The sequence below is a fragment of the uncultured Olsenella sp. genome, from assembly GCF_959602185.1.
Classification (GTDB): domain Bacteria; phylum Actinomycetota; class Coriobacteriia; order Coriobacteriales; family Atopobiaceae; genus Olsenella_I; species Olsenella_I phocaeensis.
In genome coordinates this window covers 146,372-167,428 of record NZ_CAUGRZ010000005.1, presented here as the reverse complement: position 1 = coordinate 167,428, position 21,057 = coordinate 146,372, and the positions used below count along the sequence as shown (strand labels likewise).

Here is a 21,057-nt window from a genome sequence, read left to right as displayed (position 1 = left end):
TCCCGCTCTCCAAGTACACCGAGTTTCAATCCACGCGCCCCGTGCGGGGCGCGACGACGGCACCCTGAGGCACACGGGCGGCGAGGGCCAGTTTCAATCCACGCGCCCCGTGCGGGGCGCGACGGGACGCCCTGGGAGGCCCACCTCTTGGCGATGGAGTTTCAATCCACGCGCCCCGTGCGGGGCGCGACCGCTTCCAGAGCGCGAGGTGCCACGAGAGGTCCTGGTTTCAATCCACGCGCCCCGTGCGGGGCGCGACTGTCAATTCATGCGCAGCCATGAATTATCTGTAAGCTTACATTCCATTCTCAAGGAACGCCACCCATAAGCTGCATTGTCAAAACAATCAATCATGCACACTGAGGACAGAAATGGCGCGAACCTCCCAGAGCTACTCCGGCACTACAGGTTCGCGCAGGCTATCGGATGGCTATATGCATAAAACCCCTTCGGGGTTGTACGTTTCCTTGGCACCAAGATGCTCCACGCGGCTTTCCCAGCGTTTGCCAAGGTTATAGAACCGCAAGCTATCCCTCTCCTTGTCGATTAGCCCAAATAGCTCGTGCTTCATGCTCTCGTATTGCGCAGGGTCCACGAGGCACTCAAAGACGGAATACTGCACCCTCTGCCCATATTGCGTACATACCTTTGCCACCCGGCGCAGCCGCGCAGAACCACCCGCATCGCTACTCGCCACGTCATACGTCACGAGAACATACATCGCTACCTCCAGAGAAAGGCCGGGTAGTCATCAAGATCACCACGCAAGAAGCGCGCAAACAATTGTGCTTGCACGAACGGTACAAGACCAAGGGGCATCTTTTCTTTCAAGAACGGGTGGACAATCTGTTCCTGCTTCCTTTGTTGCCACCAGCCAATCACTTTCTTCCGAGCTCCATCTCGCAGGAGAAATCCTTGAGAGGATCCCTGGAAGTCACTCTCCGACAGCTGCCTTCTGTTGAAGAGAGAAAATACGAAACGGTCAACGATGGGCGATCGAAGCTCCTCGATGAGGTCGAGCGCAAGGCTTGCCCGACCTGGCCGACACGCATGCAGATACCCCATTTGTGGATCCAGCCCAACAGACTCGCAGGCAGAAATGAGTTCCCTGGCCAGCAGCGTGTAAAGAAATGAGAGAAGGGCATTGACCGGATCTTCCGGAGGACGCTTAGTGCGACCCAGGAAGTCCATGTCCTTGTTACGCAGCGCCCCTCCCAGCACCGAGAAGTAAGCGTGGGCGGCATTTCCCTCCACGCCCCTCAGCTCATCAAGGCTATTGCAAAGCGCGACATTCCTCTTGCTCTCCGCCAACTCATCGATGACCGCAGGGGCGTTCCCCTCCTTCATGTCGGGGTAGTCCCTCAAATAGTGCTGCAGGACGAGCCTCCCGTTATGCACCTTAGCCGTAACAAACCGCCTTGCCACATCGAGACAGGCGCCCTCGTCCATCGAACGGCGGTACTGTTCGCGTCGCAAGAGGATATTTCCCGACGTAGGACCACACACGCGAGCCTGGAAACGCCCGGTCTCGTCAAGAATGACAACTGTTACGCCATGCAGAGCACATGCGCCAAGAACCGAGGTGCTGCATCCCACGTGACCAAACAGCACCACCCCGTCCAACAGATGAAATGGCACGCTCATCGCTTTCTCATCACCAAGATACACTGCCAGCGCGTCATCTTTCTTGCGGAGATAGGCATCGGGATTTGTGAGATAGAGGGTATTAAGAAGCCTCTTCATACCAATGCCTCCTCGCCGTTTTGTGCCCAGTAGTCATGCACGGTCAAGCTACCAACCTCAGGCAAACACTCATTTACGAGCGAGCAACGTCTGCACCTCGTCCCCATTTCAGCGCGAGGAGTAATAGACGACGAGAAGAGCTCATGCATGCGAGCGGCAAGGGTCTCCACCCTATCGCGAAGCTCTTGCGTAATGTCAACTCTTTCCCGTCTCCGCGTTTCGCCGTAGAAAAGGGTACCTTCCGCTATGGAAACGCCAAGCATCTCCTCGAGGCAGAGTGCCTGTGCTGTCACCTGCACGCAATCCCAGTCTTCCACCTTTGGCCTACCGACTTTGTACTCAACGGGACGCACGAGGAGGCCTGCGTCACCAGTGCTACGCTCGACGATGTCGGCGATACCGTAAATGCCCAACCTTCGGTTAACGAGGCGGACGCCGCGCTCAGCCTTTATGTCGTCCGAACAGGAATATCCTGCGGCGTCCACTCGCTCATGAAAGTAATCACCGCGCAACGTATCTGCGCTGTCCTCCCAAATCTGTTCCAGGTGGATGAGTGCCCACTGGCGTTCGCAGAAGGCGAGGTGTTGAAGGCCCGAAAGAGCCAGCAGCTCGTCATCCTGGTATATATCGCTAGGAGATCTCATCATCTCTCCCGAGCTTCCCTACTCCTGGGGCGGGATGTAGTCGAAGCTTCTCACCGTCACACCTGCTGGCAGGTTACCCTCATCGACCGAAATCATGTAATCGGAGAAGTGACGCCCCGGACGCGAGGGGTTCGCATCCGCCCTCTCTGCCTTCACGAGATCGAACAGTCGGTGCGCAGGGGCATTTCCGAGCCTGCTCTCGTGCCTGAACACGATCAGCCTTCGGGAGGTCATGAGTCCGCGAGACGAGCTACGGTCGTTCTCGAACATATTCATGAGAGCTTCCCAGAGGAGGTTCAGGTCATCGTCGGAGAACCCGCTCTTCTCCGCGAGGGAAGCCGAGACAAAGCCCTCGAGACGATACAGGCCATAGGGCACGTACTCTTTGCGTCCCATAGTCTTTCCCTTGTCGGCATCCTTTGAATTGGTAACTGCCATGCGAGTGATGCTCATCTCGGCAGGCATGATGGGTTCGACGGATCGGGAGAAGCAAAGCTGCACGGGACCCCTTACCTGACCGCAGTTGACTTCGGTGGTCATTACCGCACCGAAAGTGCGAATATCATAGAAGTTGTCACACATGAACTTTGTGACCTTGACTTGGTCTTCCAAGTTCTTTGGCAGTTTCTTGGACTCCTGCTTAATGTCATTATTGATGTATGCTTCTTTGTTGCGATCGTTAAGCACGGCACCGTTCTGCACATAGATGCGATAGCCCGCAGTACCCTCACGCGTAAGGTCAACATAGTTGCGGACCTTACGCTTGAGGCACACGTCGGAGACGATGCCTATGCCGGTCTCGGCGTCGATGCGAGGCATGTTACCTGCGTCTGGATCTCCGTTGGGGTTGCCGTTCTCCACGTCAAAGTAAAAGACGAAGTCATAACGATTCTTGATCGCTTCCATGCTAGTCAATCCTCTCCGTCACATCGACTTTTGCTGTCTTGTCGCCTTTCTCAGACTTCTTGTAAAGCGCCTCGCGTTGCTGATAGAAACCGATGTAGAACTCCCCCTGGTCATCGTATGACAGGGTTTTTGGGAATCCGCTATCGTCGACTTTGGAGATGACCCTCTGGACGAGGACATCTATACGGCTACCCCATGAACTCTTGCTGATGTGATGCTGCGCCAACTTCAAAAGCTGGGGAAACACCCGTGCTGGAGTAGTCGAAGCGGCGCCCATGTAGCGCTCGCGAATTCCCGCATTTATGTCGCCCACAGCGTCCACCTGCACCTTGTCCAGCAAGGCGAACAACCTGCCGAGGAGGTATCCTTGATTCTCATTCTCTTCATTAAGCGCCACGGTAAATCTCCTTTCTGTGTCTTCCCTAACTACTTGGCCTGCATTGCGTGACTTTCGCAGGAGGTACGCTCGCAATATTGCCGCACGCCTCCCCATATCAAAGGTATTCCTGGAGCCATGGTCGGCCCTTGTGCGCAAGATAATTTCTTTTGCAAGAGAATCTGGGAATGCTGTCCCATCAAGCAGGGCCCTCACACAGGAAGTGATGAGCGACCTTGGCAGGTTCTTTGACTCAACCTGCACTGCAGCTTGTTCTAGGTATCTCTTGAGGGAACAAAGCCTTACCCCAACCATTTGGGTGTCACGAAGGAACAGTGAGACGTTGCGCTCAAGGTCACCGAAACTTCCGGTCTGATAAAAGCGGACAGCGAGACGTGCCTGATATGGAGCGATTCCCATCACGTGGTACTTTGTGTCCGCCGGAACGTCTACGGGTGGAAGGCCATGGGTCATCTGCTGCAGTGCCTCCTGGACGGCATCCCTCACCTCGACGTTTTCACCCCTACCAGAGATGATGGCGTTAGAGCCCCCGATGCCGTCGCTGTCGAAAATAAACGAAAGGCAGGCGTCAGCTATCGAGTCGCTCGAATTGGTCCAAAAGCAGACGTAGTCATCACCCAGACGCATATGGTGAGAATCATCCTTGAGAACGTAGTTCAAGGCACCCCCTGCCTTCTCTGCCGCCTCCCGTGATATAGAACCCACCGTTGCGATCTTCTGTCCGTAGGAGCTAAAGGCGTCAGCATTGCAGGAAACCAGGGCAGCCCCGGCGCTCTGCGCACCAGCAAGACCGCTCACTTGAGGAAAGAGCTTCGCCCTTGGGGCAACCTTCCCCAACACGAGGCAAGTACACTGTTCCGACTCTTGCTCCGCTGCCTCCGCATAACGGTCCCAAGCCGCGACGATGGCGGTACGCTCGTGCAGGAGGCTCCCGTCAGGGAGGAAACGGAAGACCAGATTCGACTTAAGATTGGGGTTTTCTTTCTCATTCGAGCCTGGCCGCACGTCCTCGCCCATGGCCTCCGCACACAGACGAGGGAGCATGCCCGCTCCATAATGCCTGAGCATGCTTAGGTAGGCCCGAGCGCCGTCGTCGTCGACTTCAGAGAGAACGTCTTTCGCAAGCTGCTCGTGCATCAAGCGGAGCTCCTCGCGAAACTTGTTCTTTCCGACGCCAAACACGTGCTGAGCGTCATCACAGAGAAATCCAGGCACGGGCTTCTGGCCCGACCTAGTGACATACGCCATCGGCACCACGAGCTTCGGAAGCTTTTGCCCTTCCGCTGCAAGCGGCACGCATGAGACGATTGTCCCATCCCGATCAAGGGTCAGCTCGTACCCAACACTCGTGCGGCACCATCGTCTGGGGGGAATTGCATCTGGATCGGTCTGTCGCTTGAGGTCAAAGAGGTCGCAAAGGTCTCTGAGCATCATGCGACCACCGCCGTACGCGCCGCGGCAACATCGATTACTCCACGATGCATAACGGCCCTATAGAACTGGGGCATTGGATCCTGACCTGTTTTATAGGAGAGGTCGTAGAGCATATAGCCGAGGTCGTGGCTCGCTTCACCCTCATAGTAGGAAGGCGGTAGCTCATCTTCCTCCCCCACGGCTTCAACTTCCGCAGGAAACTCCCTGCAGCCCAGGTAGGGCTGGTTAAAGCACTGTCCCAAACGTAGCCGCCTCAAGGCAATGTTGTAGTGCTTTGAGGCGGTGTCAGCCTCCCCCGCCCGTTCGGGCACCATTTCGAAGTGGGCATCCACGACGTAGTCAACATTCCTGAGGTAAAGGGTATTCCTTTGCTGGCGGTCCTCAACCACATTGACGCCAAGGGCCCCCGTACCAGACGTATAGGCCGCCTTCGCCGCTCTATACGAAACCTTTGACGCAACCTCATTACGACGGATTGTGTCAAAGGTTATGGGGTTAAGCACCTCAATGCGATCGATTACCCAGCGGATGGCTGGCTTCCAATAGACCGCCTCCAAGATTCCCCTTGCGGCAGAGGGAGTGATCACGTCGTAGCTCGTTCTCTCGACGTGCATCTCCGGCCGTGTAAAGCAGGCCCTTGGACCCTTTATCCGAACCCTTACGCCATATCCCATGTCGTATTTTTCCTCCCTTCATTGCCAAAGAGCTAAACAATCAGTGCCGAAAGATCAACGGTTTCCGGATCAAGCAGCCCCCTCTCTTCGTCATAGACAGGACGACTCCCATTGCGCATTTCCAGGACCGGAATCGGGAAGCCATCGATTCGCCGAATCAGCCCTGCCTCCTGGAGCTTCTTATAACTCCAGGGTGGGACATTAATTGAGTGGCGCTGTATCTGGGGGAAGAAGCCATATCCCCAGGCCTCATCGGACTCTATGCGTCCCAAAAGCCTCTCTCCCCCCTCACCCCATGGGACAAAAACGCCTATTTCCTCGTTGTCGATGAAACGATATCTCTCGGAAATCGTCTCGAAGGGATAGCTCCCATCAGAAAAGTATTTCTGCCAGTGGTCATCGACGATGCATCCGTAGATCGGCTTCCCATCAGCCCCATCAAGATTTCCGACCTGATGGCGCCTCTTGAAGTAGTAGGCAACGGACTGAGCACCGAATGGTTCCCAGCCCTCAAGTGCGGCAACTTTGAGCGTCTCCCTTCCTAGGGCCTTCACCTTCGCAAGCCAACTACGCGAGGGCCTCTGCATGCTTGCAAAGTCCTTGCATTCGAACACGACGACACGGCCGCGCCTTCCAAGCGCTCCTTCGCGGTTGCACCTACCGGCAGCCTGCAATATCGAATCGATGCCGGTAAGCTCCCTGAGCACAAGTGGAAAGTCGACATCCACACCCGCCTCTATCAGCTGGGTGGACACGAGGCGGCAGGGTTCCCCCACCCTCAGCCTATGCCGCACCTCCTCAAGCACTTGCGTCCTGTGCTCTGGCACCATGAGTGCGCTCAGATGGAGCACGCTGTCGGCGCATCCCAACCTCTCCCTAAGCGCATCAAAGACCTGAGCTGCGGCCCGGCGTGAGCTGACGACACAGAGCGCCTGATTGGCGGACGCGATCTCGTCGGCAAGACAATCGATGTCAATCGCCCCTTCGCCGCCGGACTCCTCAGAAACATGGGAGATGTCGAATTCGACGCGTCCGCCGAAGAGCTCAGCATGGCGCGTACGCTCGTCAATAATCGATTTGACCTGCGATCTGAAGGGCATGCACTCCTCAAGCCCGGGCTGCGTGGCGGTGCAAATGACCACGCTCACGTTCGCGATGCACACCAAGGACTCAAGCATCGCAAGAGTCGACTTGAGCAGCTCATCAGGGAGGTTCTGCGCCTCATCCAATACGATGACGCTGTTGGCGATGTTATGCACCTTGCGCGAGCGCGTGGTCCTATTTGAAAAGAGCGATTCAAATAGTTGAACATTCGTGGTCACTATTACGGGCGCAGACCAATTTTGAACAAGCATGCGCTCTTTTAGGCCAACATCGTCCTGCTGTGCGCCGGCCGAATCCTTGCCCACCTCTGAAAAGCCGAAATCGTAGCTAGAGAAATGCTCGAGTACGTTTCCTCGGCCGAGCGCCTCCTTAAAGACTCGAGCGTTCTGTTCGACGATGCTCATGAAGGGTATCGCGTAGACGACGCGTGTCTGGTGGTTCTTTTTTGCATGTCTCAAGGCGAACTCAAGAGACGTAAGCGTCTTTCCGCTCCCCGTAGGCATGTCAAGCAAGAAGATGCCGGTGGGGCTATCCGCCAACTGGCATGCGCGCTCAAGCATCTCTGCACGAGCTGAGTTAACCGGAGTGTTTGGAGCACCCGAGAAGCGCTCGGATCGATAAGTTACGAGACGCTCAAGCAATTGTTCAACAGTACATTGCACTTCCCTGGCTGCTAGGCGGACTTCGTAGTTTTCCGGACTTCTCACACGCTCTGTATCAAGCCAGTCCGCATCCACGAGAGAGCTGAAGATAAGCCTTTCCATGGTGAACATATTGAACGTCGCGAGTTCTTCGCGTCTGCAATCGACTGGACGCCTCAATGGAAGCAGGGCCCTTCTCGTCGAAATATCCTCTGGTGGAAGCATCGCTTCATATGCCGCGAATTCGTCACGAAGGTCATCATCCGGGTGTGTCTCGCTGTCAAGCCGAATTCTTCCCTCGACTTCCGAATTGTTCTGCAGCCCGGTATGGTGTCCAGAAACTATAGGTACAAGGGGATTCCCCTCATTAATCTGGTTTTTCGGATACACCAAGCGAGCGAGACGGGCGCCCGCACTCGAGTGATCGAAGGCGGGGTACTTCCCCTCGAGACGCAGCTGAAACTCCGGATACGCCTTGCCCGCATCGTGGAGCGCACCGGCAGCTTCTGCCCAAGGGCCTGCATCGAATGGTGCGGCAAACTCTCCTGCCATACGGCTGACTTCGTGGAGATGATCCTCCAGCGTCTGCCAGTCGCTCTTGTCCGGCAGCAGACCTGAGTGTGCGTACTTCGTCATGCGACCCCCACTCATCAGTCTTTCGTTTCGTTGGCAATATTTTATTATTCGTATTATTTGGTTGGGTATAGTAAAACGCGAGTGGATGAATTTTGCTGCCAAATGGAAAAGTCCCACGGCAAACCAACATGCCGTGGGACTTTTTTGAAGCCAGCACCCAGCCAATAAATACGTTTCAATCCACGTCGCAGCCAAGGGCAAGCAACGACAACACTACGTTTTGACTTTACCATCGAAGCACAACTCGGCTATTCGTCAAACAAATCCGAATGAGTTCCAGTCCGTGCCGCGACGAGTATGAGCGCGTCCCTATCAATGGAGTACACAAGCAACCAATCTGGCCGAACATGGCATTCTCGGAAGCCAATGTATCTACCTACAAGCGCATGGTCACGATATCGTTTTTCAAGCGTCTCTTCATTAGACAAGCTTTCAAGTACGGTCCGCAGCTCGCTCATATCTAAGCCACGTCTTTTTGCCTTCTTGTAGTCCTTTTTGAACTGCGACGTAAATACAAGCTTCAGCCACATCGCTCGTACCTACTCGTCCAGCGCGGAAAACATAGATGCAACGGAATCGTATGAGTCGGCCGACACCTTCCCATTCATGATGTCACGAGCCTCGACCATTGCCACCTCTGTTTCCGTGTTGTAGCGAGGCTGGCGTACGTCAAACGGCAGTCCGCCCTCCATGACTGACTTGCAGAGGAACACATTGATTGCCTCGGTAAGGGTCATGCCCAGGTCCGAGAAGATGGACTCAGCGTTAGTCTTCACCTGTGGATCTACACGCATGCTAATTGTGGCTGTCTTGGCCATGTTTTAATCCTCTCTTATGTATTGCATTGTGTTGTTAATGTAACACATTTGTACCAAGAGAACTTGAGTGAACAATCTGCGTCTCATGAAGTCACGCCTGAGAGAAGTCATTCGATTTGGACTTTGCTCAGACAAGAGTCAAGACCCTTACTCGCCATTGACGCAGTTAGCTCTGAAGACGGAGAGCCGACATAAATTCTTATGAATCAACTCAATCTCATACCATCGTCTCCCCCACAAAAAAGCGCGGCCCCCGGGAGCCGCGTCGTACGTTCTGCCTTATAGTCTCGCCTTACTCGCGGAACGCAATCTCCCCCGTCTCGGAGTCCATCGACTCCACGATGGCCAGCGAGTCGACGCGGTAGCCCTTGGCCCGCAGACTGTCGCCGCCTGGCTGGAAGCCCTTCTCCACCGCGATGCCAATGCCCTCGACGGTGGCCCCAGCCGCCTCGCAAATCTGGACCAAGCCCTCCATTGCGCAGCCGTTGGCCATGAAGTCGTCGATGATCAGCACGTGGTCGTCGGGCCCGAGAAACTTGGCGGACACGATCACGTCGTACTCGCGCTTGTGGGTGAAGCTGGTTATGCGCGTGGAGTACACGGTGCCGTCCAGGTTCACGCTCTGGCTCTTCTTGGCGAAGACCACGGGCACGCCAAACTCCTCGGCCACGATGGCAGCGATGGCGATGCCGCTCGCCTCGATGGTGAGAACCTTGTTTATGGGCGCGCCGTCGAAGTCGTGCCTCCACTGGCACGCCATCTGACGGAAGAGGCCAATGTCCATCTGGTGGTTCAGGAACGAGTCGACCTTGAGCACCTGGTCGCTCTTCACAACGCCGTCCGCCTTGATGCGCTCTTCCAGCAGCTTCACCTGCGACCCCCCCGCCGCTCGCGAATAGATTTGCAACAGGATACGACATCGCGCACGATGGCGGGCCATCCGGCGCCCAAGCCGACACAAAGCGTCCCAAAGGAGGCGGCACACAGCTTCATGCAACTATTGACCGACTTTGCTCATGACTTCGCATGGCGTCGCAAATCTAGTCGCCGTCTTGCATGTTCGAGAAAATGCATGCAGGTCATTTAGAGACTTTTTTGATGCTTTACCATCTTTCGTGAAAGGCCGTAGCGCCACTCTCACCTGGTAATACACAAATCACGTAACAATCTTGAAATATGTACGGAAACATGTTACAACGAACTTGGTCAGCGGTTGGCTCGCTAGCGGGGAAAGGTGGGTTGCCATGTCGGTCACTGGTGCTCTGGTCTTCGACTCCCTGTTCACGGTCATCGCCGTGCTGCTGCTCACGGCGGTTGTCTCTGGCATCGACGCCATCTGCCACAGGAGGCAGAACCAGTCTGGGCCCGAGGCCAACCACAGCAAGCGCTGCGACAGCTCCGCACAGCGCATCCGCCCCCAGGGGCTGTATCCCCTCTAGCGCGTCGCAGGCGCTTCCGCCCAAAAACCTCGCGAGGCCGGCACGATGACCTGGCCGCGCAGACGCCCCGTGGGTCCGGCTGGCCCACGGGGCGGTTTGTTGCGCAGAAAACTGCTCGAGACACTCGCGGCAAAGAACGAAGGCTTCTCTCTTTCGTCTGCCTACTGCCGGTAATACCTCAGGAAGTCGTTGAGCTTCACCATGGCGTCCTCGAGCACCTCGATGCGCGGCAGGTAGACGATGCGGAAGTAGCCCGGGGTCTCCCAGTTGAAGCCCTTGCCGTGCACGATCAGGACCTTCTTGTCTCGCAGCAGGTCGAGGGCGAAGCGCTCGTCGTCCTGGATGTTGAACTTCTTGGGATCGAGCCGGGGGAAGATGTAGAAGGCCGCCTTGGGCTTGACCACGCTGACGCCGTCCATGTCGCACAGCGCGTTGTACACGAACTCCCTCTGCTCGTAGATGCGCCCGCCCGGCACGATGTAGTCGTTCACGCTCTGGTGCCCCCACAGCGCCGTCTGCACGATGGACTGCGCCGGCACGTTGGAGCAGAGCCGCATGTTGGACAGCATGTTGATGCCCAGCATGTAGTCCTCCGCCATGTGCTTGTTGCCGCTCAGCACCATCCAGCCGATGCGGTAGCCCGCGATCATGTGGGACTTCGAGAGCCCGCTGAAGGTCACGCAGAAGAGGTCCGGCGCCAGCGAGGCGATGCTCACGTGCTCGCCGCCGTCCATGACCAGGCGGTCGTAGATCTCGTCCGAGAAGATGATCAACTGGTGCTCGCGGGCGATGTCGACGATCTCTTGCAGGACCTCGCGGGGGTACAGAGCGCCCGTGGGGTTGTTGGGGTTGATGATCACGATGGCCTTGGTGCGATCGGTGACCTTGGAGCGGATGTCGGCCATGTCGGGGTACCAGTCGCTCTGCTCGTCGCAGAGGTAGTGCACCACGGTGCCGCCGGCCAGCGTGGCGCAGGCCGTCCACAGGGGGTAGTCGGGGCTGGGAATCAGGATCTCGTCGCCGGAGTCGAGCAGCGCCGACATCGAGAGGTTTATCAGCTCGCTCACGCCGTTGCCGGTGTAGATGTCGTCTACTGAGACGTTGGGCAGGCCCTTGATCTGCGAGTACTGCATGATGGCCTTGCGGGCCGCGAAGAGGCCACGCGACGCGGAGTAGCCCTCACAGTCGGTGAGCTGGTGGCGCATGTCGTGGACGACCTCGTCGGGCGTGCGGAAGCCGAAGGGCGCCGGGTTGCCGATGTTGAGCTTGAGGACGTGGGTGCCGCTCTCCTCCATGCGGTTTGCCTCGTCGACCACGGGCCCGCGCACGTCGTAGAGGACGTTGTCGAGCTTGCTGGACTTCTTGAACTGGCGCATCTTGCTTCCCTTCGAAGGCTGCGCATCGGCAGCGTGGCTGTGGTCGGTCTGGAGGCTGGGGGTCATGGGAAACGACGTTGTTGCAGATGCCGCATACGGCTCGCGCGTCGTAGATGCGTTGGACACCGGGGGCGTGGCCTCCGTCGCTTCGGGCCCGAAAGCCTCCATAGCTCGCCCATCGCCCCGCGCGAGCCAGTCGACGTCGACGCCGAGGAGCGACGCGAGCAGCGCCATGGAGGCCGGGCGCGGCAGGGTCTTGCCGCTCACGTACTGGCTCAGTTGGCTCTTGCCGAGCTTCTCTCCCCTGTCTTCCGCCGCGCGGATGAGGTCGACTTGCTTGAGCCCGCGCTCTGCCATCGCCTGCTCGAGGCGGGCTGAGAACGCCTGGACGTCGGTCTTTCCTGCCATGTCCCTCCTCTTGTTCAATTCTCTTGTCGTGTGAAGTTCAATTTAGTGGAGAGAATAGCACTCACACAACCGGAATAGTGGCTCAAGTTCAAAATAATTTTGAACTCCTCGTGGCACCTACGGGTCGCCTGGGTGAGAGCGGACGCGTCGGCCGCACGCCGGCACCACTCGCGTGCGCGTTGAGCACCGGTCACGTAACGACGGCATTCCTGTCAGAATGCTGTCTTTCCTCCCCAGCAACTGGTCAAATGCAAGAATCGACAGCATTCTGTGAGATTTGCTGTCTTTCCAGCACGTGATGGGACGACCGATGTCAGCGTAAGCATCCGGCACGAAACTACGACAAACCCCACCCCGTGCCAGAATCGTCCTTGACCCCCACGTAACGTGAGGCCGTACGCTCGTGCCAAGGAGGTGCCACAGTGGAGAAGTACACGACAAAGCAGCTGGCGGAGCTCGCAGGCACGAGCGTCCGGACGCTCCACTACTACGAGGAGGTCGGCCTGCTGCACCCCGAGCGCAGGCCAAACGGATACCGCAGCTACGGTCCCGCCGACGTCGACCGCCTGGCGCAGGTCCTCGCGATGCGCGCCTGCCGCATGCCGCTCGCCGAGGTCAGGCAGCTGCTCGAGAGCAGCGACACCGACGCGGTCGGACTCCTCGCACGGCACCTCGAGGAACTACGCGCGCAGGAACGCCAGGTCAAGGAGGCCATCGCGCGCACGAGGGCAGCCATGGAGCTGCTGGAGGGAGTGAGCAGAATGAACACCGAGGAAAGCTTCGAGGCGCTCAAGCAGCGTCGGCTCGAGGAGTTCGAGAGCAGCTACGGCGAGGAGGCGCGCGAGCGCTATGGGGCCGACGTGATCGACCAGACCAACGAGCGCCTGATGGGCCTCTCCCGGGAGGAGTGGAGCGAGAAGGACCGGCTCGAGGGGCGCATCATCGAGCTCCTTGCGGAGGCCAAGGCGGACGGCGACCCGCGCGGACCCAAGGCCCGGGAGCTCTGCCTGCTCCACCAGCGCTGGATCAGGATCCACTGGGGGGAGGAAAGCTACAGCACCGAGGCCCATCGTGGCCTGGCCAAGCTCTACCTCGCCGACCCGCGCTTCATCGACTACTACGACAGTGCAGCGGGGACGGGGGCGACGGAGTTCCTCGTCGCCGCACTCGAGGCCAACCTCTAGGCCTCACGGCGGCGCGCGAAGTGCCCTTGAGGCTATCTGCGTGCCAAAAAACTGCGCATTGGATTTCTTTCAGGCGAATGCGACCTGGGCAAACGTCCGTCATCTCCACAATTCGGAGCTACCGTGCGCAATTTTTTTCGCGTGACGCCACGAAGACCACGCGACGGACGTAGTCGACGCCCCCGAACGATATCCGCGGGCCCGACGCACCGCCGCTCCCGATGCACCCGCAGCACAAAAGGGCTGCGACCCCAAACGGAGCCGCAGCCCTTCCCCATCCCAGCCGGCACGAGGGCCGACCAACCTGCGCTACTTGGCGGGCAGGACGTCCTGTCCGTAGGTGTCGGTGAGGTACTTCTTGAAGCCGTCCGAGGTCAGCACGGCGACCAGCTTCGCGATGCGCTCGTCGTCCTTCTTCTGGGGCGTGGTCACGATGTAGTTGGCGTACTGCTCGACGGCCTTGCTCTGTGCCGACTCGACGGCCACGGCGTCAGCCACGTGCAAGCCGGCCTCGATGGCATAGTTGCCGTTGATGACGGCGAAGTCCACGTCCTGGAGCTGACGCGCGACGGCGGCTGCCTCCACCTCGACGAACTTGAGGTTGTGGGGGTTCTGGGCCACGTCGAGAGGCGTCGCGTCGAGCTTCTCGGGGTCGCTCAACGTGAGCAGGCCCTCCTGCTGCAGGAGCAGGAACGCACGACCCTCATTGGTGGGGTCGTTGGGCACGGCGATGGAGGCGCCGTCAGCTATGGCCTTGAGGTCACTCGACTTGCCCGCGTACACGCCGAAGGGCTCGTAGTGGATGGCAGCGACGCCCACGAGGTCGGTGCCGTTCTGCTCGTTGTAGTTATTGAGGTAGTTGATGTGCTGGAAGTAGTTGCAGTCCACCTCTCCCGAGCTCACCACCTGGTTGGGGATGATGTAGTCGGTATACTCGCGCACGTCCAACGTCACGCCCTGCTCCGCCAGCTTGGGGGCGGCGAAGTCGGTCAGGATCTTGGCGTGGGGCGCGGGGGACGCGGCGACGGAGAGGGTCGACGCATCCGCGGCGGAGGAGCCGCTGCCAGACTTGGAGCCGCAGGCGGCGAGGCCAGCGAGGGCAAGAGCGGCGGCGGAGGCAGAGACGAAGTTCCTACGAGTGATCATCGTTGTTCCTTCCCTTTAGCTAATAATTTATTAATTGATGTGATGGAATTCGGACAGACAAGTGCGTGGCACAAGAGGTCACACTCGGGGCAACCCAGCGCCCCGAAGCCTCCCCTAGCGGTGGTCGATGCGCTTGGCCACGAGGTCGCAGCTGCTCTGGATGGCCTGCACCAGCACCACCAAAAGCACGATGGTCAGGATCATCACGCCGTCCTCGTAGCGGTAGTAGCCGTAGCGGATGGCGATGTCTCCCAGGCCGCCGGCACCCACGGCACCCACGATGGCGGTGTATCCCAGGACCGAGATGAGCGTGACCGCCACGCCACGCACGATGGAGGGCAGGGCCTCGGGCAAAAGCGCCGAGAAGACCACACGAGGGACGGTGGCGCCAAAGGACTCGGCCGCCTCGATGGAGTCGCGCGGGACCTCGGCCAGCGACTGCTCGATCATGCGCGCCACGAAGGGCGCGGCCGAGAGCACCAGCGGCGGGATGGTCCCCCGCACGCCCACCACCGTTCCCACCAGCGCCTTGGTCATGGGCATGACCGCGACCAGCAGGATGATGAAGGGGATGGAGCGGGTCATGTTGACGATCCATCCCAGCACGGCGTTGAGCGCGCGATGGGGCCTAAGACCTCCGGGGGCCGTCACATAGAGCACGACGCCCAGGAAGGTGCCGATGAGGTAGGCGATCGCGGTGGAGAAGAACAGCATCGCGAGCGAGGCCAAGAAGCCCTGGGCGAGGAGCCCCGAGTACTGGTCGAGAAGCGACTGCAGGCTACTCATGCCAATCACCCCTTCCGAGCAGGGCGCGGGTCGTGGGATCCTGGGGGTTGGAGAAGACCTCGTCCACGGAGCCGGTCTCGACCAGCTTGCCGCGCACCAGCACGGCGACGTCCTTGCAGATGCTCTTGACGACATCCATGGAGTGGGTGATCACCAGCATGGTGACATCGGTCTCCTGGTTGACCTGGCGCAGGGTGTCCAGCACGGAGGCGGTGCTCGCAGGGTCCAGCGCCGAGGTCGCCTCGTCACAGAGGATGTACTCCGGGTCAAGGGCCAGGGCACGCGCGATGGCGACGCGCTGCGCCTGCCCGCCCGAGAGCTGGGACGGGTAGGCCCCGGCCTTGTCTGCCAACCCGACGCGGTCCAGGAGCTCGAGGGCATGTCTGCGGTCCGCCTCGGTGACACGGCCGTTGGCGGCCAGGAAGGGGAAGCAGACGTTCTGCAGCGCCGTCTTCTGCGCCAGGAGGCCGAAGCCCTGGAAGATCATGGCGACGCGGCGACGGTAGCTGCGCGACGCGGCGCCCTGCAGGTCGGTCACGTCCTGACCGTCCACCACGATGCGACCCGAGGTCGGGCGCTCGAGGAGGTTGACGCAGCGCACGAGCGTGGACTTGCCCGCACCCGAGATGCCTATGATGCCAAAGACGTCGCCGTCGGGAATCGTGAGCGAGACGTCCCTCAGGGCGTGCTCCGCAGGGGCTCGGCCCGGTGCGTCAAAGCTCTTGCTTATGTGTTCCAGAGATATCAAATCGTCACTCCGCTCGCGAGATGCATGGAGGGCAGGCCCCCTGCCAGGGACCGCCACGTGGAAAGCCCGGTCCCTATGCGCGAAGGCAAGGGCGCCCGGGCTTGGGCATCCTCATGTCCATCCCAGGGATGGCCGGGAGCGGGGTGGTATGTGAGCTCCTGTCATTCATCAGGTCCTATATCTTAGGCGGGAGGGGTACGAGTCACAAATACCAAGTTCCACTAACTGGCTATCTGCCATTTCGATAACAGGCGAGAGGAGATGGCGGCCGCACTCGAAAGCACGTCTAATCCGGCGGCACACCGTGCCTGGCAGGGCCACCTGCCTTGGCGGCATGCCAGGCACGCCGACGCGGGGGGACAGCGCGCGGCAGCAAGAAAAGCGTGCGAGCTCGACGGTGACCGTCAGCTTTTCCTCCCTCGTTCGTGTTGTTGGTAGATGGAGCCATCGAGGACATGCGGAAACGACACGCGAAGGGAGGTCCCATGAGGCAAGGAGCCAAGGGCGGGCACGAGCGCGCCGTCCAAGCGGAGGCCAGGCGCGTCGTCGATGCCTATTCGGACATGGTCCTGCGCCTGGCCATGAGCTACCTGCACTCGCTGCAGGACGGCGAGGACGTGTGTCAGGGCGTCCTTTTCAAGCTGCTCTGCCACGAGGGCGGCTTCAAGAGCCCGGAGCACGAGAGGGCCTGGGTCATACGCTGCACCGTCAACGCCTGCAAGGACCTGCTCAGAAGTGCGGGGCGCAAGAGACTGGTGCCACTTGACTCCGTGGCGGAGCCCACGGCCGCGCCAGACGAGGAGCCGGGCCGCTACGACGAGCTGCTGGAGGCGGTGCGAGAGCTGCCCGAGGCCTACCGACTGGCAGTGCACCTGCGCTACCTGGAGGGCTATGACATCGCACGAATCGCGGCGATCACGGGCGACAGCACGGCAGCCGTGACCAAGCGTCTGAGCCGCGCCCGCCAGATGCTGAGGACCAGATTGGGGGAGCATGATGAACGAGCTGTTTGACGACTACGCCAAGGGAATGGGCAAGTACTCGCTCTCTGAGGACCAGAAGGACCAGATGGCACGGCGTCTGGCAGATGCGGTGCTGGCAAGGGAGAGGGACAGCGCGAGCGCGGTGGGGACCGCATCCGGCGTCACGCGTCCTGCCACCCGCAGGCACGCCTGGTGGCGCGCCGCCGCGGCGGCCGCGGCGCTGACGGCGGCCCTGGGGCTGGGCGGGGTGGCCTATGCCACCGGCACCCTCACAGACGTCCAGGGGATCTTCGACGACATCTTTGCCGGCGCCCCTGCCGCGACCGAGGTCGTGAACAAGGTGGGACACCCCCTCGACGCAACGAGCTCGGACGGCGGCATCACCGTCACCGCCGACGCGGTCATAGGCGACCGCTCCAACTACGTCGTCGTGCTGAGCCTCGCCAAGGACGACGGCACACCCTTCGAGGGTCTGAGCGCCACCAAGGACGGCAAGCTCAACCTCATGTTCGGCACGGAGGACGTGATGGTGGACGGGGTCCGCGGCGCCTACGGCAGCAGCTACTTCTACGACCGCGACCCCAGTGACAACTCCATCCAGTTCGTGCGCCAGATCTCGCTCGTGGACAGCCAGAGCCTCGTGGGCAAGACCATGCGCGTGAGCCTGGGCGACCTGCGCCTCCTCGACGACTCGGGTTCCGTCAGCACGCTCGCTGACGCCGGCTGGAAGCTCAAGTTCAAGATGGACTACGAGGACAGCAGCATCGACCTGCCCGCAGGCCAGGACATCGAGGTCGGTGGCATCAAGGGGCAGCTCAGGGAGGCGTCCCTCTCGTCCATCGCACTCAAGCTGGGCTACGAGCTCGACGAGGCGGCCAACGTCCCCGAGGGTCCCAGCGGCAGGATGAGCGACCAGATGTCCGCGCGCATTGACCAGCTCCTCGACCTGGGCACCGTGACGCTCAACATGAGGGACGGCACGACGGTCGAGGTCACCGACAACGGTGGCGGGAGCTTCGACGACAACTCCGCGACGTCGACCACGGTGGAGAAGAGCCTCTTCCTCCCCCAGGCCATAGACCCCACGCAGGTGGAGTCCGTCTCCCTGGCAGGAGCCACCATCCCCGTGGCGTAGGGACACGGGAGGCGGACGGGTGCCGACGTGGCAGCGCGGCAACGGCAGCACGAACGGACCCAGAGGCCAGGCGAGAGGGACCGCGCGTCCCTCTCGCATTCCCTGTCCCAGATTCGGTGACCTCTCCCTAGAAGATGACGGCAGAGAGGCTGACCACGCCATCCTTCCAGCCCGCCCGGATGCCGCCCTCGTACTGCTCGCAGATGCGCTGCGCGATGGAGAGGCCGATCCCGTAGCCCTGTTGGTTGCTGTGGGCCTCGTCCGCACGGTAGAAACGCTCGAAGAGGCGCGACCAGTCGTGACCCTCCCCCCGGGCAAAGCTGTTGGAGACCACGATCCTCGCGCCCCGCCTCCTGCGACCCGAGAGCGCGGCGCGCCTCACGGGGGACACCGACACCTGGATGCTGCCACCCTCGTCGCAGTACTTGCAGGCGTTGTCCACCAGGAGGCGGACGAGCTGCACCACGCGCTCCACGTCCGCGAGGGCCATGACCCCGGGCTCGAGCTCGCTCGCCAGGCTCACGCCGCGCCGCTGCGCCACCGACTCGAAGGGCTCCAGCGCCTCGCGTGCGGCGGCGGAGACGTCCACCTCGCAGAGCTCCTGGGAGTCCGCCCGCTCGTCGGCGCGTGCGGTGTCAACCAGGTCCCTCACCAGACCGTCCAGGTAGTCGACCTGCCTCAGGGTCGAGCTGGTCCACTCTCCCTCGCCACCCAGGGCCTCGAGTATCTCGGTGTTGGCGCGGATCACGGCAAGCGGCGTCTTGAGCTCGTGGCTCGCATTGGTCACGAACTCGCTCTGGCGACGGGCCGCCTCGAGCTCGGGCTGGATGGCGCGACGCGAGAGGAACCACACGATCACGAACGAGAGCAAAAGCCCCGCCGCCAGGAAGTCCAGGGTGAGCGAGAGGACCTCCCTGCCCTCCCCCAGCTCCACGCTGCCGTCCACGAAGGCCACGACGTGCCCGCCGCCGTCGGCCTCGGCCACCTTGTAGTAGTAGTCGCCAATCGAGCCGGAGCGCAGGAGCGAGGGGATGACCGCCTGGGCGAGCTCCTGGGCTTTCTGGACGTCCATGTCCTCGTCGTAGCCCCCCACCAGCGAGCTCAGCCTGCCGTCGGCGTCAACGGTCACGAGCAAGTAGCGCAGGACACGCTGCGACTCAACGAGCGAGCGGCCGTCCACGGGCTCCTCGATCACGCCCCCGCCCTGGATGATGGCGTCGAGCACGCGGTCCATGCGCGACTGCGCGAGCACGATGTGGGCGCCGTTGACCAGCACGGCGATGAGGAGCATGGCCACGAAGAAGGCGGCGAGCATGATGGCGATGATCTTGATCCTGAGCCGCTGTATGGCACGTGCGCCCATCGATCGCTGCCCCCTACTCCGCGCTGAGCCTGTAAGAGCCGTCCTCGCCGCGCACGATGGTGGCCTTGGACGCCACCGAGGCGAGCTTCGCGCGCAGGTACGAGACATAGAGCGCCAGGGTGTCCTCGTCCGCCTCGTCCTCCCCCTCCCAGACGCGTCCCAGGATGAAGCCGGGTCCCAGCGGTCGGTCGGCATTGAGCACGAGCAGCTGCAGGAGCTCCATCTCCTTCACGGAGAGGCGCACCGTGTTCTCGGCTGACAGCTCGAAGCTGTCAGCCCTGAGGCGCAGGTCGGCGTAGCTGAGGTCACGCGAGGAGTAGTCCGAGCGACGCTTGGCCATGGCGCGCACTCGGGCGAGGAGCTCGCGCATGGCGAAGGGCTTGGGCAGGTAGTCGTCCGCGCCTGCGTCGAGCCCCGCCACGCGGTCGTCCACCTGGGCCTTCGCCGTGAGCAGGAGGACCGGCGCCACCACGCCGCGACGGCGCATCTCGGCCAGTGCGGCAAGCCCGTCCATGCGCGGCATCATGATGTCCAGGATGATCGCATCGAAGCTCTGGGACATGACCAGGTCGAGCGCCTCCTGCCCGTCGTAGGCGGGGACCACCTCGTAGCCGTTCTGTTCCAGGATCGCCTGGAGCGCGCGGTTGAGGTCGCGCGTGTCATCCGCAACCAAGAGCCTCATCGCCCCTCCCCTCCCGCGGCGCGCTCGCCGCGGATCATGTCGCGTATGGCCTGCATCGAGAGGTCCGTCGAGGCGAGCTCGTCGGCGCAGCGCTTGAGCTCGCTGGTTATGAGCCTGAGGTCCCCGTCCAAGTCACGCTTGTACTTGAGCTGGTGCTCCAGCGAGGCCCAGGTGTCCATCGAGACGGTCCTGACCTGGACCTCGGCGAAGAGGCCCGACTCGAGCCTCAGCAGCAGATGGTAGCTGCGGTAGCCGTTGGGCTTGACGTGGCGGATGTAGTCCTTCTCGCCCACGACCTCCGCTTCCGGGAGGCGCGCGATGACGTCACGCATGAGGTAGACGTCGCTCAGGAAGGCACAGACGACGCGCACGCCGATGATGTCCCTCACGTGGGCGAATGCAGACTCCGCGCTTGGCTCGAGGCCCTTGCGCAGGCACTTCTCGCGTATGCTCTGGGGCGTCTTGACGCGGCCCAGGCAATGCACCACCGGGTCCTCCCCACGGGAGTCCCTGAGCTCCGCGCGCAGGCGGTCGATGCGTTGGATGAGGGAGGCGAGCTCTGACTCCAGCTCGCCCAGGCGACCCCCGTAGATGGGGTCCTCCGCGGTCGTGGCCACGGCGTCGGCTTGCGTCGGGCCCTGGCCCGTGTTGGTCTGCGTCATGAATCAGCCCCCTGCGCTTGAGGTGTGAGAAGAACATACCCAAGGTCCTTGCGCCCGTGTCGGGCCAGCCGGCGAGCGATGCAATCGCCACAAGGGATAGACTGGTTGGACCCGCACCCATAGTCCGTTGGGGTCGCACCAAGAGACC

21 protein-coding genes are annotated in these 21,057 nt (G+C 60.9%); 4 read left to right on the top strand and 17 right to left on the bottom strand.

The window, feature by feature from the left end:
* Positions 1 to 430 precede the first annotated feature (430 nt).
* From cas2 to Q5923_RS05315, 10 genes are all read right to left on the bottom strand, one after another.
* A complete protein-coding gene (gene cas2, locus Q5923_RS05360) occupies positions 431 to 721 on the bottom strand; it encodes a CRISPR-associated endonuclease Cas2 (protein ID WP_303132633.1) in 291 nt (96 codons plus the stop codon).
* Between the two features lie 2 nt (positions 722 to 723).
* The gene (gene cas1c, locus Q5923_RS05355) at positions 724 to 1,743 is read right to left on the bottom strand and encodes a type I-C CRISPR-associated endonuclease Cas1c (RefSeq protein ID WP_303132631.1); all 1,020 of its coding nucleotides are present in this window, start codon (positions 1,741 to 1,743) and stop codon (positions 724 to 726) included.
* The gene (cas4, locus tag Q5923_RS05350) at positions 1,740 to 2,387 is read right to left on the bottom strand and encodes a CRISPR-associated protein Cas4 (protein WP_303132629.1); all 648 of its coding nucleotides are present in this window, start codon (positions 2,385 to 2,387) and stop codon (positions 1,740 to 1,742) included. Before cas4 ends, cas1c begins: the two co-directional genes overlap by 4 nt.
* Positions 2,388 to 2,405: 18 nt before the next feature.
* Positions 2,406 to 3,293 carry a type I-C CRISPR-associated protein Cas7/Csd2 gene (cas7c, locus tag Q5923_RS05345; protein ID WP_303132627.1) on the bottom strand — a complete coding sequence of 296 codons (888 nt, stop codon included), beginning with the start codon at positions 3,291 to 3,293 and terminating at the stop codon, positions 2,406 to 2,408.
* Between the two features lies 1 nt (position 3,294).
* Positions 3,295 to 5,124 carry a type I-C CRISPR-associated protein Cas8c/Csd1 gene (gene cas8c / locus Q5923_RS05340; protein WP_303132625.1) on the bottom strand — a complete coding sequence of 610 codons (1,830 nt, stop codon included), beginning with the start codon at positions 5,122 to 5,124 and terminating at the stop codon, positions 3,295 to 3,297.
* Positions 5,121 to 5,798, bottom strand: a complete 678-nt coding sequence (gene cas5c / locus Q5923_RS05335) for a type I-C CRISPR-associated protein Cas5c (RefSeq protein ID WP_303132624.1) — start codon at positions 5,796 to 5,798, stop codon at positions 5,121 to 5,123. Before cas5c ends, cas8c begins: the two co-directional genes overlap by 4 nt.
* A gap of 32 nt (positions 5,799 to 5,830) precedes the next feature.
* Positions 5,831 to 8,179 (bottom strand): CRISPR-associated helicase Cas3', encoded by a 2,349-nt coding sequence (gene cas3, locus Q5923_RS05330; protein ID WP_303132622.1) that lies wholly within the window; start codon positions 8,177 to 8,179, stop codon positions 5,831 to 5,833.
* A 248-nt stretch (positions 8,180 to 8,427) separates the two neighbouring features.
* Complete coding sequence (locus Q5923_RS05325; protein WP_072500645.1) at positions 8,428 to 8,709, bottom strand: type II toxin-antitoxin system YafQ family toxin; 282 nt, start codon at positions 8,707 to 8,709, stop codon at positions 8,428 to 8,430.
* A gap of 9 nt (positions 8,710 to 8,718) precedes the next feature.
* Entirely contained in the window at positions 8,719 to 8,997 is a 279-nt protein-coding gene (locus Q5923_RS05320) for a type II toxin-antitoxin system RelB/DinJ family antitoxin (protein WP_009278652.1), read from the bottom strand.
* A gap of 292 nt (positions 8,998 to 9,289) precedes the next feature.
* Positions 9,290 to 9,868: a xanthine phosphoribosyltransferase gene (locus Q5923_RS05315; RefSeq protein WP_303132619.1), complete on the bottom strand. Its 579-nt coding sequence runs from the start codon at positions 9,866 to 9,868 to the stop codon at positions 9,290 to 9,292.
* Between the two features lie 373 nt (positions 9,869 to 10,241).
* Between Q5923_RS05315 and Q5923_RS05310 the strand changes: the two genes are divergently transcribed.
* Entirely contained in the window at positions 10,242 to 10,436 is a 195-nt protein-coding gene (locus Q5923_RS05310; RefSeq protein WP_062531798.1) for a hypothetical protein, read from the top strand.
* A 161-nt stretch (positions 10,437 to 10,597) separates the two neighbouring features.
* On the opposite strand, the gene Q5923_RS05305 is transcribed toward Q5923_RS05310, so the two are convergent.
* Positions 10,598 to 12,220 (bottom strand): aminotransferase class I/II-fold pyridoxal phosphate-dependent enzyme, encoded by a 1,623-nt coding sequence (locus Q5923_RS05305; protein ID WP_303132617.1) that lies wholly within the window; start codon positions 12,218 to 12,220, stop codon positions 10,598 to 10,600.
* Positions 12,221 to 12,642: 422 nt separating this feature from the next.
* Here Q5923_RS05305 and Q5923_RS05300 point away from each other — a divergent pair, with 422 nt between their 5' ends.
* On the top strand, positions 12,643 to 13,404 hold the full coding sequence (locus tag Q5923_RS05300) for a MerR family transcriptional regulator (protein WP_303132615.1): 762 nt from the start codon (positions 12,643 to 12,645) through the stop codon (positions 13,402 to 13,404).
* Between the two features lie 309 nt (positions 13,405 to 13,713).
* On the opposite strand, the gene Q5923_RS05295 is transcribed toward Q5923_RS05300, so the two are convergent.
* The 3 genes from Q5923_RS05295 to Q5923_RS05285 form a co-directional block, all read right to left on the bottom strand.
* Positions 13,714 to 14,550: a MetQ/NlpA family ABC transporter substrate-binding protein gene (locus Q5923_RS05295; protein ID WP_303132613.1), complete on the bottom strand. Its 837-nt coding sequence runs from the start codon at positions 14,548 to 14,550 to the stop codon at positions 13,714 to 13,716.
* A 114-nt stretch (positions 14,551 to 14,664) separates the two neighbouring features.
* Complete coding sequence (locus Q5923_RS05290) at positions 14,665 to 15,336, bottom strand: methionine ABC transporter permease (RefSeq protein WP_303132611.1); 672 nt, start codon at positions 15,334 to 15,336, stop codon at positions 14,665 to 14,667.
* The gene (locus Q5923_RS05285) at positions 15,329 to 16,084 is read right to left on the bottom strand and encodes a methionine ABC transporter ATP-binding protein (protein ID WP_303132609.1); all 756 of its coding nucleotides are present in this window, start codon (positions 16,082 to 16,084) and stop codon (positions 15,329 to 15,331) included. The genes Q5923_RS05290 and Q5923_RS05285 overlap by 8 nt, the downstream gene beginning before the upstream one ends.
* 485 nt (positions 16,085 to 16,569) lie before the next feature.
* Between Q5923_RS05285 and Q5923_RS05280 the strand changes: the two genes are divergently transcribed.
* Together Q5923_RS05280 and Q5923_RS05275 are read left to right on the top strand one after the other, a co-directional pair.
* Positions 16,570 to 17,097, top strand: a complete 528-nt coding sequence (locus Q5923_RS05280) for an RNA polymerase sigma factor (RefSeq protein ID WP_009278644.1) — start codon at positions 16,570 to 16,572, stop codon at positions 17,095 to 17,097.
* Positions 17,081 to 18,202 (top strand): DUF4179 domain-containing protein, encoded by a 1,122-nt coding sequence (locus Q5923_RS05275; protein ID WP_303132606.1) that lies wholly within the window; start codon positions 17,081 to 17,083, stop codon positions 18,200 to 18,202. Before Q5923_RS05280 ends, Q5923_RS05275 begins: the two co-directional genes overlap by 17 nt.
* Positions 18,203 to 18,329: 127 nt before the next feature.
* On the opposite strand, the gene Q5923_RS05270 is transcribed toward Q5923_RS05275, so the two are convergent.
* The 3 genes from Q5923_RS05270 to Q5923_RS05260 are packed head-to-tail and all read right to left on the bottom strand — an operon-like array spanning position 18,330 to position 20,909.
* Positions 18,330 to 19,565 carry a cell wall metabolism sensor histidine kinase WalK gene (locus tag Q5923_RS05270; RefSeq protein WP_303132604.1) on the bottom strand — a complete coding sequence of 412 codons (1,236 nt, stop codon included), beginning with the start codon at positions 19,563 to 19,565 and terminating at the stop codon, positions 18,330 to 18,332.
* Between the two features lie 13 nt (positions 19,566 to 19,578).
* A complete protein-coding gene (locus tag Q5923_RS05265; protein WP_303132602.1) occupies positions 19,579 to 20,247 on the bottom strand; it encodes a response regulator transcription factor in 669 nt (222 codons plus the stop codon).
* On the bottom strand, positions 20,244 to 20,909 hold the full coding sequence (locus tag Q5923_RS05260; RefSeq protein WP_303132600.1) for a GTP pyrophosphokinase family protein: 666 nt from the start codon (positions 20,907 to 20,909) through the stop codon (positions 20,244 to 20,246). The genes Q5923_RS05265 and Q5923_RS05260 overlap by 4 nt, the downstream gene beginning before the upstream one ends.
* Positions 20,910 to 21,057: the final 148 nt, after the last annotated feature.

What these genes read in the sequence shown, in the direction of transcription:
- cas5c (WP_303132624.1), bottom strand. Translation starts at nt 5,798, where the DNA reads ATGGGATATGGCGTAAGGGTTCGGATAAAGGGTCCAAGGGCCTGCTTT.
- cas4 (WP_303132629.1), bottom strand. Translation starts at nt 2,387, where the DNA reads ATGAGATCTCCTAGCGATATATACCAGGATGACGAGCTGCTGGCTCTT.
- Q5923_RS05325 (WP_072500645.1), bottom strand. Translation starts at nt 8,709, where the DNA reads ATGTGGCTGAAGCTTGTATTTACGTCGCAGTTCAAAAAGGACTACAAG.
- Q5923_RS05265 (WP_303132602.1), bottom strand. Translation starts at nt 20,247, where the DNA reads ATGAGGCTCTTGGTTGCGGATGACACGCGCGACCTCAACCGCGCGCTC.
- Q5923_RS05280 (WP_009278644.1), top strand. Translation starts at nt 16,570, where the DNA reads ATGAGGCAAGGAGCCAAGGGCGGGCACGAGCGCGCCGTCCAAGCGGAG.
- cas2 (WP_303132633.1), bottom strand. Translation starts at nt 721, where the DNA reads ATGTATGTTCTCGTGACGTATGACGTGGCGAGTAGCGATGCGGGTGGT.
- cas3 (WP_303132622.1), bottom strand. Translation starts at nt 8,179, where the DNA reads ATGACGAAGTACGCACACTCAGGTCTGCTGCCGGACAAGAGCGACTGG.
- Q5923_RS05270 (WP_303132604.1), bottom strand. Translation starts at nt 19,565, where the DNA reads ATGGGCGCACGTGCCATACAGCGGCTCAGGATCAAGATCATCGCCATC.
- Q5923_RS05320 (WP_009278652.1), bottom strand. Translation starts at nt 8,997, where the DNA reads ATGGCCAAGACAGCCACAATTAGCATGCGTGTAGATCCACAGGTGAAG.
- cas8c (WP_303132625.1), bottom strand. Translation starts at nt 5,124, where the DNA reads ATGATGCTCAGAGACCTTTGCGACCTCTTTGACCTCAAGCGACAGACC.
- cas7c (WP_303132627.1), bottom strand. Translation starts at nt 3,293, where the DNA reads ATGGAAGCGATCAAGAATCGTTATGACTTCGTCTTTTACTTTGACGTG.
- Q5923_RS05305 (WP_303132617.1), bottom strand. Translation starts at nt 12,220, where the DNA reads ATGGCAGGAAAGACCGACGTCCAGGCGTTCTCAGCCCGCCTCGAGCAG.
- Q5923_RS05310 (WP_062531798.1), top strand. Translation starts at nt 10,242, where the DNA reads ATGTCGGTCACTGGTGCTCTGGTCTTCGACTCCCTGTTCACGGTCATC.
- Q5923_RS05275 (WP_303132606.1), top strand. Translation starts at nt 17,081, where the DNA reads ATGAACGAGCTGTTTGACGACTACGCCAAGGGAATGGGCAAGTACTCG.
- Q5923_RS05295 (WP_303132613.1), bottom strand. Translation starts at nt 14,550, where the DNA reads ATGATCACTCGTAGGAACTTCGTCTCTGCCTCCGCCGCCGCTCTTGCC.
- Q5923_RS05290 (WP_303132611.1), bottom strand. Translation starts at nt 15,336, where the DNA reads ATGAGTAGCCTGCAGTCGCTTCTCGACCAGTACTCGGGGCTCCTCGCC.
- Q5923_RS05260 (WP_303132600.1), bottom strand. Translation starts at nt 20,909, where the DNA reads ATGACGCAGACCAACACGGGCCAGGGCCCGACGCAAGCCGACGCCGTG.
- cas1c (WP_303132631.1), bottom strand. Translation starts at nt 1,743, where the DNA reads ATGAAGAGGCTTCTTAATACCCTCTATCTCACAAATCCCGATGCCTAT.